The following is a 17576-nucleotide window of genomic DNA, read 5'->3' as shown; positions in this document are numbered from 1 at the left end:
CGGAGCCCCGGTCGGCGGCCGGTTTGCAACAAACGGTTAACCAGGCGTTGACAACGATGTCGGGCCGCTCGTACGGTCTTCACGCCTTAATCGGTTAATCGACCGGTCGACGGCCGGGCGGGCAGCTGGACGCCCGCCCCGCGCCGGGGGCTCCCGTCCATCCCCTCCCACCCCCACATGCACCCGCATGGGACGAAAGGGATTCGCGTGCACCAGAGAACTCGGCACCGGCACACCCCCACCTCCGCCGGGCACACCCGCGCCCCCGCCCGCCGCGCCCGCGCCTCCGCCCGGCGGCTCGCGCCGACGGCGGTGCTGCTCGCCGCCTCCGTCGCGGCGGCCGGCCTGACGCTGGGCCGGGCCGACACCGCCCGGGCCGCCGGGGCGGACTCGTTCGCCACCCGCTGCGGCGTGCACTTCTGCCTGGACGGCAAGGAGTACTACTTCGCCGGCGCCAACACGTACGACCTGTTCACCTACGGCGGCAGCTACGGCGACACCGAGACGCAGTTCATGGACAAGGCGCGGATCGACGCGCAGTTCGCCGGCCTGCGGGCCGACAAGGTCGACGTGGTGCGGCTGTGGATGTTCAACCACGAGAACTGGCACGGCTTCGAGAAGACGAAGGGCGTCTACGACGAGCAGGAGTTCGCCCAGTTCGACTACATCATCCAGTCCGCCAAGGCGCACGGCATCCGGCTGGTCCCGGTGTTCGAGAACTACTGGGAGGCGTACGGCGGCATCGACACCCGCCTGCAGTGGGAGGGCCTCTCCGGCGGCCAGCCCGGCCGGGCCGCGTTCTTCGACCGGACCCGCTGCCCGGGCTGCTTCACCTCGTACAAGAACTACGTCTCGTACGCGTTGAACCGGGTCAACCACTACAGCGGCGTCGCCTACAAGGACGATCCGACCATCTTCGCCTGGGACTTGATGAACGAGCCCCGCTACGAGGCGCAGTCCGCCGCCGAGAGCGTGAACGGCACGACGCTGCGGGCCTGGGTGGACGAGATGGGCGCGTTCGTGAAGTCCATCGACTCCAAGCACCTGTTGGGCGTCGGCCTGGAGGGCCACGGCACGAACTACGGCTTCGGCGGGGACGAGGGCAACCCCTTCGTCCACGTGCAGCAGTCGCCGTACGTCGACTACACCTCCGCGCACCCGTACCCGACCGAGTCCTGGGCGAACCTGGGCGTCGAGCAGACCAAGGCGCTGATCCGCTCCTGGATCTCCGACTCGCACGGCAAGGTCGGAAAGCCGTTCTTCATGGGCGAGTTCAACGTCCACGACGTCGACCGCTCGGCCTGGTGGGGGCAGATCTACCCGGACTTCGAGGCGGCTGGCGGCGACGGCAGCGCGTTCTGGTGGTACCAGGACCGCAGCGTGGACGGCAAGTTCGGGGTGCAGGCGGGTGCGCCCGAACTGTCGGTGTTCCGCGCCCACTCGGACCGGATGCGCGCCAAGTCTGGCCTTCCCGGCGGCACGTCGAGCCCGACGCCGAGCGGGAGCACGTCCGCTTCTCCGTCCCCGAGCGCCAGCGCCAGCGCCAGTGCCAGCGCCTCGCCGCCGGCCGGGAGTTGTGCGGTGCACTACGGGCTGTCGGACTGGGGGAGCACCTTCAACGGTGACGTGACGGTCAGGAACCTGGGCGGCGCGCCGGTGAACGGCTGGCGGCTGGTGTTCTCGTTCCCGGGCGGGCAGCAGGTCACCACCATGTGGAACGCGGTGCCCGTGCAGAGCGGGAAGCAGGTCACCGCGAGCAACCCGGCCTCGTACAACACCGTGATCGCGGCCGGCGGGAGCGTCAACTTCGGCTTCAGCGGCAGCTCGACGGCCGGCACCAACGGCGTGCCGACCGCCTTCACGCTCAACGGCCAGGCGTGCAGCACCTACTGAGCCGACGCGCGGGCCGGGCGGCAGCCCCGTCCGACCCCGCCCGGCCTGTAGTGAACCGGTAAAGCCATCGCCCCGTCCGACCCGTGCGCGGTCGGACGGGGCGATGGCGCGTTCCGGCGCTTTCCGGCAGCTCACCGAGGAGTTGGCGCGATCGGCCGAGAACTGAAAGGCATCAAGGGATTCACATAACCGGTTTATGGACAGGGCCGTGTCGGCGGGTTACGGTTCTGCTCGCGCCGCACACCCGACCCACCGGTCCGGCCGATCGACCAAGGAGCCGCACGCATGAAGGACACCACCCCGCTCGACCAGGGCTGGAGCCTGCACCACGAGGGGGACCGGCTGCCCGCCACCGTCCCGGGCTGCGTCCACACCGACCTGCTGGACGCCGGGCTGATCCCCGACCCGTACCTGGACGCGAACGAGCGAGAGGTGGCCTGGGTCGGCCGCCGCGACTGGACGTACACCCTGGAACTGCCCGCCCACGGCAGCCGGCACGAGCGCACCGACCTGGTCTTCGACGGCCTCGACACCGCCGCCGCCGTCACCCTCGGCGGCACCCTCCTCGGCACCACCCGCAACATGCACCGCCGCTACCGCTTCGACGCCACCGGCCTGGCCGGCGAGCTGAAGGTCGAGTTCACCAGCGCCTACACCGAGGCCGAGCGGGTCCGCGCGCTGGTCGGCGACCGGCCCAACGTCTACCCCGAGCCGTTCCAGTACATCCGCAAGATGGCCAGCAGCTTCGGCTGGGACTGGGGCCCGACCCTGCCCGGCGCCGGCATCTGGAAGCCCGCCCGGCTGGAGCACTGGTCCACCGCCCGGATCGCCGAGGTCCGCCCGCTGGTCACCGTCGACGGCACCACCGGCCGCGTCGAGGTGCACATCACCGTCGAGCGCACCGCGAGCGGCGCCGGCCGCCCGCTCACCCTCCGCGCCTCGGCGGCCGGCGCCCGGGCCGAGGCCGTCCTGGACGGCGACAGCGCCGTCCTCGTCCTGGAGGCCGCCGACGTCGCCCGCTGGTGGCCGCGCGGCTACGGCGAACAGCCCCGCTACGACCTCGTCCTCACCCTCACCGACGGCGGCGGCGAGACGGACGGTGGCCCGGACGGCGGCGGCCCGGCCGGCGGCGGCCCGGCCGGCGGGGAGCCGCTCGACACCTGGCAGCGCCGGATCGGCTTCCGCACCGTCGAACTGCACCGCACCCCCGACGCCACCGGCACCCCCTTCACCCTCGCCGTCAACGGCGAGCCGCTGTTCGTCCGCGGCGCCAACTGGATCCCCGACGACACCCTGGTCACCCGGGTCACCCCCGCCCGCTACCGCCACCGCCTCCGGCAGGCCGCCGACGCCAACATCGACCTGATCCGGGTCTGGGGCGGCGGCATCTACGAGCAGGAGGCCTTCTACGAGGCCTGCGACGAACTCGGGCTGCTGGTCTGGCAGGACTTCCCGTTCGCCTGCTCGGCCTACCCCGAGGAGCAGCCGCTGCGCGGCGAGATCGAGGCCGAGGCTCGCGACAACGTGGTCCGCCTGATGCCGCACCCCTCGCTGGTGCTGTGGAACGGCAACAACGAGAACCTCTGGGGCTTCCGCGACTGGGGCTGGGAGGAGGAGCTCAAGGGCGACGCGGCCGGCGCCGACTCCTGGGGCGAGGGCTACTACCTCGGCGTGCTGCCCCGGATCGTCGCCGAACTCGACCCCACCCGCCCGTACGCGGCCGGCAGTCCCTGGTCCGGCAGCTGGGACCACCACCCCAACGACACCGACCACGGCACCCACCACTCCTGGGAGGTCTGGAACCGACAGGACTACGCCGAGTACCGGGCCAGCGTGCCGCGCTTCGTCGCCGAGTTCGGCTGGCAGGCCCCGCCCGCGTACGCCACCCTGCGCCGCGCCCTGCCGCACGAGGAACTCGCCGCCGACTCGCCCGGCATGCTCCACCACCAGAAGGCCGAGGACGGCAACGGCAAACTGAACCGCGGCGTCGCCCGGCACTTCGAACTCCCCACCGGAGCGGCGGGCTTCGACCGCTGGCACTACCTCACCCAGCTGGTCCAGGCCCGCGCGGTCGCCACCGGCATCGAGCACTGGCGCGCCCACTGGCCGCACTGCGCCGGCACCGTCGTCTGGCAGCTCAACGACTGCTGGCCGGTCTCCTCCTGGGCCGCGGTCGACGGCGACGGCCGGCTCAAGCCGCTGCACCACGAACTGCGCCGCCTGTACGCCGACCGGCTGCTCACCCTGCAGCCCGCCGACCGCGACGGCGCCCCCCGGATCGCCCTGGTCAACCAGTCCGCCGAGCCCTGGACCACCGCGCTGCGCCTGCGCCGCCTGGACGCCGACGGCAACGTGCTCGCCGAGACCACCGCCGAACTCACCGCCGCCGCCCGGGCCGTGCACCGGCTGCCCGTCCCGGAGGGCCTGCTGCCCGCCGCGGGCTCCGGCAAGGAGTACCTGGTCGCGGACGCCGACGGCCTGCGCGCCGTGCACTTCCCCGTCCCGGACCGGGCGTTCGCCTACCCGGCGCCGGAGTTCGAACTCGCCGTGGAGGAAGTGGAGGAAGTGGAGGAGGTGGAGGAGGCGGGAGAGGAGACGGAGGGCGGCGCGGTCGACGTGGTCGTCACCGCCCGCACCCTGGTCCGCGACCTGCTGCTGCAGGCCGACCGGATCGACCCGGCCGCGACCGCCGACCGCGGCCTGACCACCCTGCTGCCCGGCGAACGCGCCGTCATCCGGATCCGCGGCCTGGCCGCCACCCCGGACGCCGCCCGGGTCCGGGCGGCCGTCTTCTGCGTCGAACCGTCCTGAACCACCAGGACCGGCCGGTGGGGCGGGCTCCGGTGCCACGGGCCGGAGCTCACCCCACCGGGCCGTCCAGCAGGGCGAGTTGGGCGTCGGTGAGGCGCAGCGCCCCGGCGTCGAGGTTCTCGGCGAGGTGCGCCGGGTCGCGGGTGCCGGGGATGGCCAGGACGTGCGGGCCCCGGTGCAGCGTCCAGGCGAGGCGGACCTGGGCGGGGGTGGCGCCGTGCGCGGCGGCGACGGCGCGGACCCGGGCGTCGCGTTCGGCGGCGGGGGCGGCCTCCCGGGCGAGGCCGGAGATGGCGAAGAACGGCACGAAGGCGATGTCGAGGTCCCGGCACAGTTCCAGCAGGCCGTTCTCGTCGGCGAGCCGGCGGTCGAGGCCGTACGAGTTCTGCACGCACACCACGGGTGCGATCGCCCGGGCCTGGTGGACGTGCTCGGGGCGGGCGTTGGACAGCCCCAGCTCCCGGATCAGCCCGGCCTGCCGGAGTTCGGCGAGCACGCCGAAGTGCTCGCCGACGGACTCCACGTCGGGCCCGTTGCGGCGCAGGTTGACCAGGTCGAGGTGGTCGGTGCCGAGCTGGCGCAGGTTCTCCTCGACCTGGGCGCGCAGCTGGTCGGGCCGGGCCATGGTGTACCACGCGCCGTCGGGGGTGCGGCCGGGGCCGACCTTGGTGGCGACGGTGATCCGGTCGGCGCCCGGCCAGCCGGCCAGCGCCCGGCCGATCAGTCCGTTCGCGGAGCGCAGCGGCGAGAAGTAGAACGCGGCGGTGTCGACGTGGTCGACGCCGTGCTCGAACGCGGTGTGCAGCAGCCGGACGGCGGCGGCCCGGTCGATCGGCGGGCCGTCGGAGTTGCCGTGCATGCCGTTGCCGGTCAGGCGCAGCGCGCCGTAGCCGAGCCGGTTGACGGTCAGGTCGCCGAGGCGCCGGGTGCCTGCGGCCGAGGCGTGCGCGGTCATGGTTCCTCCCCCTGGGGCCGGGCGGTCGTGCGCCGCCGGGTGACGGAGTATCGGCCGGTCGGGGGCGGTGGCGCCAGGGGTGCGGGCGTTGAGCGATCTCACACCGCGGCCGGGAACGGACGGGTGGGCGCGGCGCGTTGGATCGGGTGCACGGGGCGCGGCGGCGAGGGGGCCGGGAACCGCGCGGGGGCGGCGGCCGTTGGCTGCGGGGAGGCGCTCGGCGGGGTGAGTGGGAGCGGCTAGGCTGACCCGGCTGGTTCCTTTGCCTAAATTTTCCTGTGTGCCGTACGACGTGTCGACGGCCTTGTCCTGCCCAGACGGAGGTACTCCGCCTTGCACGTCGACCAATGGTTCAACGACGTCCCACCGGCCCTGGTGTACACACTGATCGGCCTGATCATCGGACTGGAGAGCCTGGGCATTCCGCTGCCCGGCGAGATCGCCCTGGTCACCGCCTCGCTGCTGGCGGCCAACGGCACGGTCAGCCCGTGGGGCGTGGCGATCTGCGCGATCGCGGGCGCGATCATCGGTGACTCGATCGGCTACGCGATCGGGCACAAGGGCGGCAGGCCGCTGTTCGAGAAGCTCGGCCGCAAGTTCCCCAAGCACTTCGGACCCGAGCACCTGGCCAGCGCCGAGGCCCAGTTCCAGCGCTGGGGCATGTGGGCGGTGTTCTTCGGCCGCTTCATCGCCCTGCTGCGGATCTTCGCGGGCCCGCTGGCCGGCACCCTGCGGATGCCGTACTGGAAGTTCCTGACCGCCAACGTGCTCGGCGGCGTGGTCTGGGCCGGCGGTACCACGCTGCTGGTCTACCAGGTCGGCAAGGTCGCCGAGAAGTACCTGCAGGGCGCCTCGTACATCGGCCTCGGCGCGGCCGTGCTGTTCGGCGCCGGATCGGCGCTGCTGCTCAAGCGGAAGGCGAAGAAGTCCCGCGCCGAGCACCCCGAGCAGTCCGGCGGCAAGAGCGGCGAGCCGCTCGCCGAGACCTTCGCCGAGAGCACCGACTGACCCCGGGACCCCCGGTCCGAGGCCGCCGCACCCCCGCCGGGTGCGGCGGCCTCGGCGCGTTCCGGCGCCGGCGCGTTGCGGTGTCGACGTGTTGCGGCGCCGGCGCGTTCCGGACCGGTCCGGAACGGGTAGGGGTCGGCGGATTCGGAGTGATCACGGAATCCGGAGTGGTCACGGAAGTGGGGAGAACGACTGTGCAGGAGAACGACCCGCAGGTGTGGACCGACGTGGACGAGTACGCCGAGGCGCTGCTGATCGGGCCGGACGCGGCGCTGGACGCGGCGGGCGCGGCCGCCGAGGAGGCCGGGCTGCCGCCGATCGCGGTGGCCGCCAACCAGGGCAAGCTGCTGCACCTGCTGGCCCGGATCCAGGGCGCCCGGCGGATCCTGGAGATCGGCACGCTGGCCGGCTACAGCGCGATCTGGCTGGCCCGCGCGCTGCCCGCCGACGGCACCCTGACCACGCTGGAGATCGACCCGGCGCACGCCGCCGTCGCCACCGCCAACCTGGAGCGGGCCGGTCTCGCCGACCGCGCCGAGGTCCGGCTCGGCCCGGCGAGCGACACCCTGGCCGAGCTGGTCGCGCAGGGCGTCGAACCGTACGACTTCTTCTTCGTCGACGCCGACAAGGCCAACATCCCGCACTACGTCGAGTCCGCGCTGGCCCTCGCCCGGCCCGGATCGGTGATCGTGGTCGACAACGTGGTGCGCGAGGGCCGGCTCGCCGACGCCGACAGCACGGACCCGGCGGTGCTCGGCGTGCGGCGGATGCACGAGCTGATCGCGGGCGAGAAGCGGCTGGACGCCACCACCGTGCAGACCGTCGGCAGCCGGGGCCACGACGGCTTCACCCTGATCAGGGTCGTGGAGGGGTAAACCCCCGGAGTCCCGCGGGCCGGTGCCGGGGTGGAAGACTGGGTGCCATGCGCATCGGACTCCTCGGCACCGGCCCCTGGGCGGGCTTCGTGCACGCCCCCGCCCTGGCCGCCCACCCCGACGTCACCTTCGCCGGCCTCTGGGGCCGCCGCCCCGAGGCCGCCGCCGAACTCGCGGCCGTGCACGGCGTCCCCGTCCACCCGACGGTCGACGCCCTGCTCGCCGACGTCGACGCGGTCGCCATCGCCCTCCCGCCGGACGTGCAGGCCGAGTACGCGGCCCGGGCCGCCCAGGCCGGCAAGCACCTGCTGCTGGACAAGCCGATCGCCGCGACCGTCGACGCCGCCCGCGCCGTCGAGGACGCGGCCGCCGCCTCCGGCGTCGCCTCCACCGTCTTCTTCACCACCCGGTTCGGCCCCACCCAGCAGGCCTGGATCGCCGAACAGGCCGCGCGGGAGGGCTGGTTCACCGCCCACTGCCACTGGATCGGCTCGGTCTTCACCACCGACAGCCCGTTCGCCGCGTCCCCCTGGCGCCAGCAGAAGGGCGCGCTCTGGGACGTCGGCCCGCACGCCCTCTCCGTGCTGCTGCCCGTCCTCGGCGAGGTCGAGCGGGTCACCGCCGCGCCCGGCCCCGCCGACACCGTCCACCTGGTGCTGCGCCACCGCGGCGGCGCCTCCAGCACCGTCACACTCAGCCTGACCGCCCCGCCCGCCGCCTCCGCCGGCGGCGCCGCCCTCGAACTGCGCGGCGCGGCGGGCGTCACCACCCTGCCCGAGCGCGACACCGAGGCCGTCGTCGCCTTCGGCCTGATGGTCGACGCCCTGCTGGAGTCGGTCCGCACCGGCGTGCCGCACGCCTGCGACGTCCGCTTCGGCCGGCAGGTGGTCGAGGTGCTGGCCGCCGCCGAGGAGCAGCTGCTGCGCGGCGGAAAGTAGCCCCACCACCGCGGGCTCCGGGCCCGGCCGGGTGGTTCAGGGCCCGGCCGCCGGGCGGCGGTCGGCCGGGCGGCGCGGCGGGATCGGGGTCGCCGGGAAGTCGCGCGGACCCGTCCACAGCGCCGGGACGGCGTCCGCGCGGCGGGCCAGCTCGTAGGCGACCGTCTCGTAGTTGACCCGCCAGCCGCGGAAGTGCGGCCAGGCCTCGGCGACCGTCCGCTCCAGGCCCATCCCGGCCGAGGTGACCAGCTCCGCCGCCGCGTCGAACTCCTCGTAGCTCAGCCGGATCGGCCCGTCCGGGTCCGGATCCGGGTCGAACGGGATCCGCAGCGCCGTCGCGATGTCGCGCAGCGCGGTGAACGCGGCGCGCAGCATCAGCCGGGCCTCCGGCGGGGCCGAGCGCGGGTTCAGCGCGAGCTGCATCGCGGCGGCGTCCATCACCGCGATCAGGCCCACCACCCAGCTGCGGTACGGCTGCGGGGAGCGGAACGAGATCAGCACCGGGTAGTTGGAGTGCCCCTCGCCGAGGTCCGCCGCCAGCCGCTCCCAGGCCCGGTACAGATCCGGCAGCTCGCTCTCGGTGCGCACCAGCGCCTGCCGGGCCAGCAGTTCCGGCCCCCAGGCCGGCTCGCCCGCCCGGGACTGCAGCAGCGTCACCTCCAGCTCCCGCCGGTTGTACGCCCCGTACAGCGTCGGCAGGTAGGCGATCAGCAGCGCGATGATCAGCGGGCCGTTGGCCGCCGCCAGGAAGTCGATCACCGACAGGTGCAGCCGGTCGCCGCTGGCGAAACCCAGCGTGAACAGGCTCGACCCGGCCTCCCGGAACGCCACCCGCCAGCCCAGGTCGGACGTCCCGCGCAGCAGCAGGGTGTACGCGAACAGCGTCGACAGCAGCCAGCAGCCCAGCATGCCGAGCAGGATCAGCGGCGCCAGCCAGGTCTGCGCCCGGTCGATCGCCCGGTAGCCGCCGAACGGCGCCGCGACCGTCCGCACCACCCGGCGCAGCACCGACCACAGCCGGATCACCAGCGCCGAGTACAGGCCGCGCGGCACCACCAGGGTCCGCAGGATGCTCGCGGCCGTGGCCAGCAGCAGGGCGGCCCCGGCCAGCGTGCAGATCATTCTCATGCGGTCATTCTGACGTCCGGGCCGCCGGGCCCCAGCCCGCCGGTCGGGTCCCGGTCGCTCCCGGCTCCTCACCGGGCGGCCCGGCTTGTAGGCTCGCAGGTGACAGCTCCGAACGTCGAAGGGGGACCGGTGCGCGCCCGTCGGTTGATAACTGTGCTCTCCGGAGTCGTCGCCCTGAGCGGCCCGACGCTGGCGTACGCCCGTGGCGGCGGCGGCAGCCACGGGTTCGGCGGCGGCGGCTCCCACGGCGGCGGCTCCCACCACTCGGGCGGCGGCGGCTTCGTCTTCTTCGGCGGTGGAGGTGGCGGTGGCGGCGGCGGTCTGATCCCGCTGCTGGTGGTGCTGGCCGTCCTGCTGCTGGTCCTGTGGGTCGTGTACCGCCGGCGGAAGGCCAAGCGGGCGGCCGGTCTGAACACGGTGTCGGACCGCACCGCGCACCGCGCGGACGAGCAGGCGCGCGAGCGCGCCGCCCAGGTCGGGGCCCGGGTCGACGCGATCGCCGACACGGACGCCACCTTCGACCGCGCCGCGCTCGAACAGCGGGCCGGCTGGCTCTACACCACCGCGCAGCAGGCCTGGACCCGGCAGGACCACGACACGCTGCGGCGGATCCTCTCCCCGGTGCTCTACGGCAAGTGGGCCGACGAGCTGCGCGACTACGCCTCGCGCGGCGAGGTCAACGTGGTGGAGATCGTCTCCGGCCCGGCGGTCGAACTGGTCGGCGTGGCGAACCGCGCGGGCGAGGTGAACGACACCGTCACCTTCCGGATCACCGCCACGCTCAACGACTACGTCCGCCGCGACCACGCCCCGGACGTGGCGCGCAAGGACGGCTCGACCCGCCCGGTCGAGTACTGGACGCTGCGCAAGGACCAGGCCGGGGAGTGGATCGTCTCCTCGGTGGAGCAGGCGGCGGAGGGTGCGCACCACCTGACCGACGCCCTGGAGACCGACACCTGGGACCAGAAGGAGATCGCCCGCGAGGCCGTGCTGGAGGTGGCCGGGAAGACCGCGGTCCAGGGCGCGGGCGACATCCTGGCGCTCACCAACGTCTCCTGGAGCGAGGACGCCGACGCCGCCGCCGGCGACCTGAGCGTGCTCGACGGCCGGTTCGACCGGGCGGTCCTGGAGGTCGCCGTCGAACGCTTCGTCGAAGAGTGGATCATGAACGACGGCAGCCTCGACTTCACGTCCGTGCGCACCCCCGACCGGACCGTCCTGCGCCAGGCCGTCGTCAAGTCCGTCACGGTGCGCTCGCTGCTCGCCCGCGACCCGATCGCCTTCCGGGTCGCGACCGACGTGGAGGGCGTCTACTACGAGGTCGACCGGCACACCGAACAGGTGCTGCGCGGCGACGCCCACCGGCGCCGGCCGGTCACCCTGGTGTTCGACCTCCGGCTGGACGACGCGTCGACCGGCACCTGGACCGTGATCGCCACCGACGTGCAGCAGGCGGCGCCCGCCCCGGGGCGGACCTCCTGAGACCCGGGGCGGGACGCCTCGGACCCGGGGCGGGCCTCCTGGAGCCCGGCAAGCGGCTCAGTCGATGTGCAGCGTCGTGACGGTGCCGTAGTTCCTGGTGAGGGCCTCGTTCTTGCCGAAGGAGTGGCGGTAGAGCGAGCCGTCGCCGGGCTCGTACTCGAAGTAGCCGGCGTTGTTGCCGCTGCTGAAGCTCGTCACCGACGACTGGTCGATCCAGATGTCGCCGGCGTTCGCGAAGCAGCGCCGGAAGCCGGTGCCGTTGTCGTTGGTGACGCCGAGGGTGAAGTAGTCGCCGACGAACAGGCATTCGGCGAAGTTGACCTCGTTGGTGGCGTGGGCGGGCACGGCGCCGGCGGTCAGGGCCAGCGCGGCGGCTCCCGCGGCCACCGCGATCCGTCGTTTCAGCATGACGCAGACTCCCTGGGGCGTGGGGTGGGACGCGCATCGAACGGTACGGATGCTAACAAGACGTGCTCGCGCGGGCACGGGGAGTGACGGGGGCCGGGGCGGGTCCTAGTCCGCCGGGCGGGTGCGCAGGCGGCCGCGGGCGGCCAGCCGGTCGAGGCGGTGCTGTTCGGCGGCGGCCCAGCGGCCGGCCCGTTCGGGGGTGAGCGAGGTGCCGTGGCCGACGTGCAGCCGGGTCGGGGCGAGGGCCAGCATCGCGCGCAGGCTGGCCAGGTTGGCCCGGCGGTCGTCGTGGAACGGCGGGTTGGCGGGGCGGCCGGGCAGCAGGCCCAGGAAGGAGTTGGCGATCAGGTCGCCCGCGACCAGCTCGCCGTCGCCGGTCAGCACCGACACCGCGCCCGCCGTGTGCCCGGGCGTCGGCACGATCCGCGCGTCCACGCCGAACTCGGCCAGCTCGGTCGCCCCCGTCACCAGCACGTCCGGCGTGAACGGGTCGACCGGCACGTGCAGGGCCCGGGTGCGCGCCATCAGCCGCCCCATCGGCCCGGTCGGCAGGTACGGCTGCCGCACCCGGCCGGTGCGGTACGGCAGCAGGTCGGCGGCGTGCGCGGCGATCGGCGCGCCGGTCAGGCGGCGCAGCTCGGCGGCGGCGCCGAAGTGGTCGAGGTGCCCGTGGGTGACCACGATCAGCGCCAGCTCGGCCGGGTCGACGCCGTGCGCGGCCAGCAGCCCGGCGACCCGCGGGGCGCTGCCGGGCGTCCCGGTGTCCACCAGGACGGGGCGGCGGCCCTTCAGCAGGTAGGTGTTGACGGCGCGCCGGCCCAGCACGGGCATCCGGACGACTGCGGTACGGGACATGCGTGCACTCCTGAGCGGTGTGGTGGATTCCGGTTATCGGACGAAGCGGGGCGCGGGGACGCGCGGCGGACGGACGTGACGGACGTGACGGACGTGACGGGCGTGACGGGTCAGCGGGCGGACGGGTGCGGGCGGAAGCGGCGGCGGTACTCGGCCGGCGTACTGCCGGTGCGGCGGCGGAACGCCCGGTGCAGGGTCTCCACCGTGCCCAGGCCGCAGGCGGCCGCCACCTCCGGCAGCGGGCGGGAGCCGTCCTCCAGCAGCCGGCGGGCCGCCTCCACCCGCAGCTCTTCCAGGAACCCGGCCGGGGTGCGCCCCGTGCAGGTCCGGAACACCCGGCCGAAGTGGCGCACGCTCAGGTGCATCCGCTCGGCCATCGCCTCCAGCGGGATCGGCCGGTGCAGGTTCTCCGCGAGCCAGCGGCACAACTCGTCGACCCGGTCGTCCTCGGTGCCCTCCTGCATGGCCAGCGGGACGCTGAACTGCCGCTGCCCGCCCGGCCGTTTGACGTACATCACCATCGCCCGGGCGGTCTCCAGCGCGGCCCGCGGGCCCAGGTCCTCGGCGACCAGGGCGAGCGCCAGGTCCAGCGCGGCGGTCACTCCCGCGCAGGTCCAGACCCGGCCCGCGCGGATGAAGATCGGATCCGGGTCGACCGCGACCTCCGGGTGCTCGGCCGCCAGCTGACCGGCCGTCAGCCAGTGCGTGGTGGCCGGCAGGCCGGCCAGCAGCCCCGCCGCCGCCAGCACGTGCACCCCCGCGCAGACCCCGCCCAGCCGCCGCGCGGACGGCGCCGCCCCCGCCAGCCAGCCCACCAGCTCCGGCGGGACGACGGCGCGCACCCGCCCGTCCCCGTCCCCCTCGCCGTCCGCCATCGCCCCCGCGACCAGCAGCGTGTCGACGCCCGGACCGACCTCGTCCAGCGCCAGGTCCGCGACCAGCCGCACCCCCGCCGCCGTCACCAGCGGCCCGGCCTCGGGCGCCGCGACCAGCACCCGGTAGCCGGGCGCGCCCGGGCCGGCCAGCCGGGACGCGACCGAGAACACCTCGGCCGGGCCGGTGACCTCCAGCAGCTCGACCCCGGGGAAGGCGGCGATGACGACGGTGCGGGTACGCGGTTCGGACACGGCAGTGATCCTCCCGGCGGCGCCCCCGCGACCACAAGGACGGGTCTCTGACGGATCGGGACACCCCCGCGTGCCACCATCGACACCGACCGCCGCCGACCGACCGCCGCCCGCCCGCCGACCGTCTCGCCGTCCCCCGCCGTCCGCCGAACAGAGGACCGAACCCGCCCGTGCCGTCCGCGCCCGAGATCCGCATCGACACCCCCGGCTCCTTCGCCCGGGCCGTCTTCCACGAACGCCACCCCGTCCTGATCGACCGCCTCCTGGACGCCCTCCCGTACGGCCCGGCGCAGCGCGCGGCCCTGCGGCGGCTGCTCGCCGACAGCACCGGCGGCGCCCTGCTGGAGCCGCCCGGCCCCGACGCCCCCGACGCGGCGCGGTGGCGGGAGTGGGGCGCGCCCTGGTGGGGGCGCAGCTGGGACGAGGCGCCGTTCCTGTGGGCGGAGAGCCACTTCTACCGCCGACTCCTGGACGCCACCGGCTACTTCCGCGACGGCGACGCCTGGCAGGGCGTCGACCCGTTCGCCCCGTTCAAGGCCGCCGAACTCGCCGGACCGGCCGTCGACGGCGAACTCGCCGCCCTCGACACCCACCCGCCCACGCGGGACGCGCTGCTCGCCGCCGCGCTCTGGGGCAACCGCGCCGACCTGAGCTTCCAACTCACCGCCGAGGAGGCCGACGGCGCCCCGGGCCTGGTCGCCGACGACGGCCCCGCCCTGTGGGACCACCTCGACCGCGCCCCGGGCGGCCGGGTCGCCGTCATCGCCGACAACGCCGGCCGCGAACTCCTGCCCGACCTCGTCCTGATCGATCACCTGCTCGGCACCGGCCTCGCCGGACACGCCGCGCTGTACGTCAAACCCCAGCCGTACTTCGTCTCCGACGCCACCACCGCCGACACCCTCGCCGCCCTCACCCGCCTGCGCACCGCCCCCGGCCCCGCCGCCGCGGCCACCGGCGAGCGCCTGTGGCGGGCGCTCGGCGACGGCACCCTGACCGTGCGCACCCACCCGTTCTTCTGCGCCCCGCTGCCCTACCGGGAGATGCCCGCCGACCTGTGCCGGGAACTCGCCGGTGCCACCCTGACCGTCCTCAAGGGCGACCTCAACTACCGCCGCCTGGTCGGCGACCGCCACTGGCCCGCCACCACCCCGTTCGCCCCGCTCACCGCGCACTTCCCCACTCCCGTGGCTGCCCTGCGCACCCTCAAGTCGGACGTGGTCACCGGCCTCGCCCCGGCCGCCCTCGCCCGCCTCGACGCCACCGGAACACCCTGGCGGACCAGCGGCCGGCACGCCCTCGTCCAACTGGCCGTCCCGCCGGACGCGGCGCCGTAGCCCGGCGGCCCGGTGAGCGGGGTGCTCCAACGCCGCGCCGGGCGACAGCCGGATGCGGATGCGAGGAACGCGGTCGTGGGGGGGGGGGGGGGGGGGCGCGGGGGGGGGGCCGGGGGGGGGGCCCGGGCCACGACGGTTCCGTCCGAGGGGTCAGACGCCGGTGCGGCCGTCCAGGAGTTCGCGCAGGATGTCGAGGTGGCCGTTGTGGCGGGCGGTCTCCTCGACCAGGTGCAGCAGGATCCACCGCAGGTCGACGTGGCGGCCGTCGCGGATGGGCCGCTGCGCCGTGTCGTCCAGGCCGTGGGCGGCGACCAGTTCGCGGTAACGGGCGCTCTGCTCCTCGTACTCGGCGAGGAGTCGCGGCAGCGGCACGTCGACCGCCGTGCGCATCTCCGGGTCCGGGTCGTCGTCGGTGGCGTCCACCAGCGGGCCCTCCGGCTCCCCGCCGAGGAAGACCACCTGCAGCCAGTGGTGCTCCACCCAGCGCAGGTGGCTGATCAGCCCGCAGGCCGTCATCAGCGGGGAGCCGGGCAGCGGCGAGCGGCGGGCGTCCTCGGCGGACAGACCCTCGCACTTGGCGACCGCGGTGGCCCGGGCGTAGTCGAGGAAGGTGGTCAGTTGGGTGCGCTCGTCCCAGGAGGGCGGCGTGTCGGTTCGCTCAGTCATCGGGCGCCAGTCTGCCGGAGGGCCGACCGGGCGTCGACCGGATTACCGCCCCGCGCGGCGCAGCAGCGCGGCCGTCTCGGCGCGGCGGGCCCAGGCGACCACCGCCAGCGGCACCATGAACAGGAACGGGGTGCCCGCGTTCTCACCGTGCATCGCGGTCAGCTGGACGGCGAACGCGCACAGCAGGAACGCGATCAGCGCCGTCGCGGCGGGACCGGCTAGCCGGGGCAGCAACAGGCCGACCGCACCGGCGAGTTCGACCGCACCGGTCAGGTACATGAACCAGTCGCCCGCGCCGATCGCGTCGAAGACCACGGTCGCGTCGGGCAGCGCGAGCAGCTTGGGCAGCGCGCTGGCCAGCGCGAAGAACAGCGCCATCACCACCCGCAGCGTCCAGACCGTCCGGAGGAGGGCCTTGCCGGACTTCGCGGTGGTGGCGGCGGGAGTGGTGGGGGTGGTGGCGGTGGTCATTTCGGTGGTCTCCCTGGGGGTCGTGGTCGCTCTCACCGGGTTCGACGGGGGCCGCCGCGCGAACTCATCGGTCCGCGCCGGAAAACTTCCGCGGGCCGCCCGGACGGGCCGGCCGCACGCCTTCGCAGCGGGTTCCGACCCGGGCCGGCCGGAGAGGTGGAAAAATGCCCGGGGAGATCCGGCCGGACGAGTGGGAAGAGCGGATTCGCCGGGATACCGGACGAGTTGACGACGGAGGAGGGGGAGCGGCGATGGCACTTCCGGAGGGCATGACGGTACGGCCCGCGGGACCGGCGGACGCGGCGGCGGTCTGTGCGCTGCTGAACCAGGTGGACGAGATCGAGATCGGCCGGGCCGAGACCGAACTCGACGAGGTGAGCGAGGAGTTGGCCCGTCCCGGGGTGGACCTCGACCGGGACTCCTGGCTGCTGCACGACGCGGACGGGCGACTGGTCGGCTACGGGCTGGTCCGGGACCGCTCCGGCGGCGAGCGGATCGACCTCGACCAGTACCTGCTGCCCGGCCAACTCGCCGGCGGCCTGCACCTGTTCGACCTGATGGAGGCCCGCGCCGCCGAACTCGCCCGCCACAACGGCGCCGAGCAGGCCGTGCTGCACCTGCTGCTCAACACCGAACCCACCACCGACACCGACGCGATACGCGCCCGGGGCTGGCGGCTGGCCCGCCGCCACCACGTGCTGACCCGCCCGGTCGACCCGACGACCGACCCGCTGCCCGAGCCGCCCGCGGGCGTCCGACTGCGCGACTGCACCGAGGAGCCCGACCGGCGGATCGCGCACGGGCTGCTGCAGCGGACCTTCGCCGACCACTACGACTTCAAGCCCCGCGGGTACGAGCAGTGGCTCGCCGACATCAACGCCGACGCGGTCGACTGGTCCCGGGTCTGGGTCGCCGAACTCGACGGCCAGGGCGACGTCGCCGTACTACGCACCAGCGCCCGGCTCCCCAGCCAGGCCTGGGCGTTCAACATCGGCGTGCTCCCCGCGGCCCGCGGCCGCGGCCTCGGCGGCTACCTGCTGCGGCACTTCTTCGCGGTCTACGCCGCCGACGGCGTCCCCACCGTCGGCCTCGGCGTCGACACCGGCAACCCGACCGGCGCGCCCGAGCTGTACCGCAAGCACGGCATGACGGTCGACTTCGCCGTCGACACCTGGCAGCTGACGCTGCCCACCACCGCCTGACCCCGCTCCGACGAGTCTGCGCAGGTCGGACGGTCTGCGCAGATCGTGGAGTTCCGACAGCTCTTGTCGGGGCCTCCCCCCGCTGCTCCTCGGCCGGCTCCGCCCGGCCCTGCGGGCGCTGCTCGGCCGCGACCACGCGCGGGTGCTGCCCGGGTCGGGGATCGCCCTCGGGTGGCCGGGATCCGAGGAGCCCCGGGAGTTCCGGAGCGTGCTGGTGGGGGCCCGGCCGAGGTCGCCCTCGGCTTCGCGTTCTTCGGCGCCCGGCACCGGGCCCGGCGGAGTACCGGCTGCTGCCGGGGGAGGGGTTCGGCGAGGTCCGGTCGGGCGCGGCGCGGGTCGCTCGGCGAGGGCGTCAGCGCGCTGACCGTTCGGGACGGCGAGGCGCTGCCGCCCCCGCTTCCCCGCCCCCGGGTCCGCCGT

At 74.5% G+C, this 17576-nt stretch carries 15 protein-coding genes; 8 read left to right on the top strand and 7 right to left on the bottom strand.

Annotated features, from left to right (window positions below):
- Positions 1-207 precede the first annotated feature (207 nt).
- The gene (locus tag ACZ3J7_RS15920; RefSeq protein ID WP_465621017.1) at positions 208-1893 is read left to right on the top strand and encodes a cellulose binding domain-containing protein; all 1686 of its coding nucleotides are present in this window, start codon (positions 208-210) and stop codon (positions 1891-1893) included.
- Positions 1894-2178: 285 nt separating this feature from the next.
- Positions 2179-4704: a glycoside hydrolase family 2 protein gene (locus ACZ3J7_RS15915; protein ID WP_465621015.1), complete on the top strand. Its 2526-nt coding sequence runs from the start codon at positions 2179-2181 to the stop codon at positions 4702-4704.
- Between the two features lie 49 nt (positions 4705-4753).
- On the opposite strand, the gene ACZ3J7_RS15910 is transcribed toward ACZ3J7_RS15915, so the two are convergent.
- A complete protein-coding gene (locus tag ACZ3J7_RS15910) occupies positions 4754-5659 on the bottom strand; it encodes an aldo/keto reductase (protein ID WP_465621013.1) in 906 nt (301 codons plus the stop codon).
- Positions 5660-5992: 333 nt separating this feature from the next.
- On the opposite strand from ACZ3J7_RS15910, the gene ACZ3J7_RS15905 reads away from it, so the two are divergent.
- The 3 genes from ACZ3J7_RS15905 to ACZ3J7_RS15895 all read left to right on the top strand — a co-directional run bounded on the left by ACZ3J7_RS15905 (position 5993) and on the right by ACZ3J7_RS15895 (position 8480).
- Entirely contained in the window at positions 5993-6667 is a 675-nt protein-coding gene (locus ACZ3J7_RS15905) for a DedA family protein (protein WP_465621011.1), read from the top strand.
- Between the two features lie 194 nt (positions 6668-6861).
- Positions 6862-7542, top strand: coding sequence for an O-methyltransferase (locus tag ACZ3J7_RS15900; protein WP_465621009.1), 681 nt, complete (start codon positions 6862-6864; stop codon positions 7540-7542).
- Between the two features lie 47 nt (positions 7543-7589).
- The gene (locus tag ACZ3J7_RS15895; RefSeq protein WP_465621007.1) at positions 7590-8480 is read left to right on the top strand and encodes a Gfo/Idh/MocA family protein; all 891 of its coding nucleotides are present in this window, start codon (positions 7590-7592) and stop codon (positions 8478-8480) included.
- Between the two features lie 36 nt (positions 8481-8516).
- Here ACZ3J7_RS15895 and ACZ3J7_RS15890 read toward each other — a convergent pair whose 3' ends face one another.
- Positions 8517-9608, bottom strand: coding sequence for a hypothetical protein (locus ACZ3J7_RS15890; RefSeq protein ID WP_465621005.1), 1092 nt, complete (start codon positions 9606-9608; stop codon positions 8517-8519).
- A gap of 129 nt (positions 9609-9737) precedes the next feature.
- On the opposite strand from ACZ3J7_RS15890, the gene ACZ3J7_RS15885 reads away from it, so the two are divergent.
- On the top strand, positions 9738-11090 hold the full coding sequence (locus ACZ3J7_RS15885) for a TIM44-like domain-containing protein (protein WP_465621003.1): 1353 nt from the start codon (positions 9738-9740) through the stop codon (positions 11088-11090).
- 57 nt (positions 11091-11147) lie between these two features.
- Here the strand turns inward: ACZ3J7_RS15885 and ACZ3J7_RS15880 are convergent, their stop codons facing one another.
- From ACZ3J7_RS15880 to ACZ3J7_RS15870, 3 genes are all read right to left on the bottom strand, one after another.
- Entirely contained in the window at positions 11148-11498 is a 351-nt protein-coding gene (locus ACZ3J7_RS15880; protein ID WP_465621001.1) for a beta/gamma crystallin domain-containing protein, read from the bottom strand.
- Between the two features lie 105 nt (positions 11499-11603).
- A complete protein-coding gene (locus ACZ3J7_RS15875) occupies positions 11604-12353 on the bottom strand; it encodes an MBL fold metallo-hydrolase (RefSeq protein WP_465620998.1) in 750 nt (249 codons plus the stop codon).
- Between the two features lie 110 nt (positions 12354-12463).
- Positions 12464-13480 (bottom strand): GlxA family transcriptional regulator, encoded by a 1017-nt coding sequence (locus tag ACZ3J7_RS15870; protein WP_465620996.1) that lies wholly within the window; start codon positions 13478-13480, stop codon positions 12464-12466.
- A gap of 170 nt (positions 13481-13650) precedes the next feature.
- On the opposite strand from ACZ3J7_RS15870, the gene ACZ3J7_RS15865 reads away from it, so the two are divergent.
- Positions 13651-14817 (top strand): damage-control phosphatase ARMT1 family protein, encoded by a 1167-nt coding sequence (locus tag ACZ3J7_RS15865; RefSeq protein WP_465620995.1) that lies wholly within the window; start codon positions 13651-13653, stop codon positions 14815-14817.
- 150 nt (positions 14818-14967) lie between these two features.
- Here the strand turns inward: ACZ3J7_RS15865 and ACZ3J7_RS15860 are convergent, their stop codons facing one another.
- Both ACZ3J7_RS15860 and ACZ3J7_RS15855 read right to left on the bottom strand, forming a co-directional pair.
- Positions 14968-15483 (bottom strand): DinB family protein, encoded by a 516-nt coding sequence (locus ACZ3J7_RS15860; RefSeq protein ID WP_465620993.1) that lies wholly within the window; start codon positions 15481-15483, stop codon positions 14968-14970.
- Positions 15484-15525: 42 nt separating this feature from the next.
- A complete protein-coding gene (locus ACZ3J7_RS15855) occupies positions 15526-15954 on the bottom strand; it encodes a DoxX family protein (RefSeq protein ID WP_465620990.1) in 429 nt (142 codons plus the stop codon).
- Positions 15955-16205: 251 nt separating this feature from the next.
- On the opposite strand from ACZ3J7_RS15855, the gene ACZ3J7_RS15850 reads away from it, so the two are divergent.
- Positions 16206-17156, top strand: coding sequence for a GNAT family N-acetyltransferase (locus ACZ3J7_RS15850; RefSeq protein ID WP_465620988.1), 951 nt, complete (start codon positions 16206-16208; stop codon positions 17154-17156).
- Positions 17157-17576: the final 420 nt, after the last annotated feature.

It is taken from the genome of Kitasatospora sp. NPDC015121, assembly GCF_055562955.1.
The sequence above is the reverse complement of the archived record's forward strand: the minus strand, read 5'-3'. Positions and strand labels throughout refer to the sequence as shown.

Coding starts and splice junctions, on each gene's coding strand:
- ACZ3J7_RS15915 (WP_465621015.1), top strand. CDS start 2,179: ATGAAGGACACCACCCCGCTCGACCAGGGCTGGAGCCTGCACCACGAG.
- ACZ3J7_RS15910 (WP_465621013.1), bottom strand. CDS start 5,659: ATGACCGCGCACGCCTCGGCCGCAGGCACCCGGCGCCTCGGCGACCTG.
- ACZ3J7_RS15895 (WP_465621007.1), top strand. CDS start 7,590: ATGCGCATCGGACTCCTCGGCACCGGCCCCTGGGCGGGCTTCGTGCAC.
- ACZ3J7_RS15890 (WP_465621005.1), bottom strand. CDS start 9,608: ATGAGAATGATCTGCACGCTGGCCGGGGCCGCCCTGCTGCTGGCCACG.
- ACZ3J7_RS15880 (WP_465621001.1), bottom strand. CDS start 11,498: ATGCTGAAACGACGGATCGCGGTGGCCGCGGGAGCCGCCGCGCTGGCC.
- ACZ3J7_RS15875 (WP_465620998.1), bottom strand. CDS start 12,353: ATGTCCCGTACCGCAGTCGTCCGGATGCCCGTGCTGGGCCGGCGCGCC.
- ACZ3J7_RS15860 (WP_465620993.1), bottom strand. CDS start 15,483: ATGACTGAGCGAACCGACACGCCGCCCTCCTGGGACGAGCGCACCCAA.
- ACZ3J7_RS15855 (WP_465620990.1), bottom strand. CDS start 15,954: ATGACCACCGCCACCACCCCCACCACTCCCGCCGCCACCACCGCGAAG.
- ACZ3J7_RS15850 (WP_465620988.1), top strand. CDS start 16,206: ATGGCACTTCCGGAGGGCATGACGGTACGGCCCGCGGGACCGGCGGAC.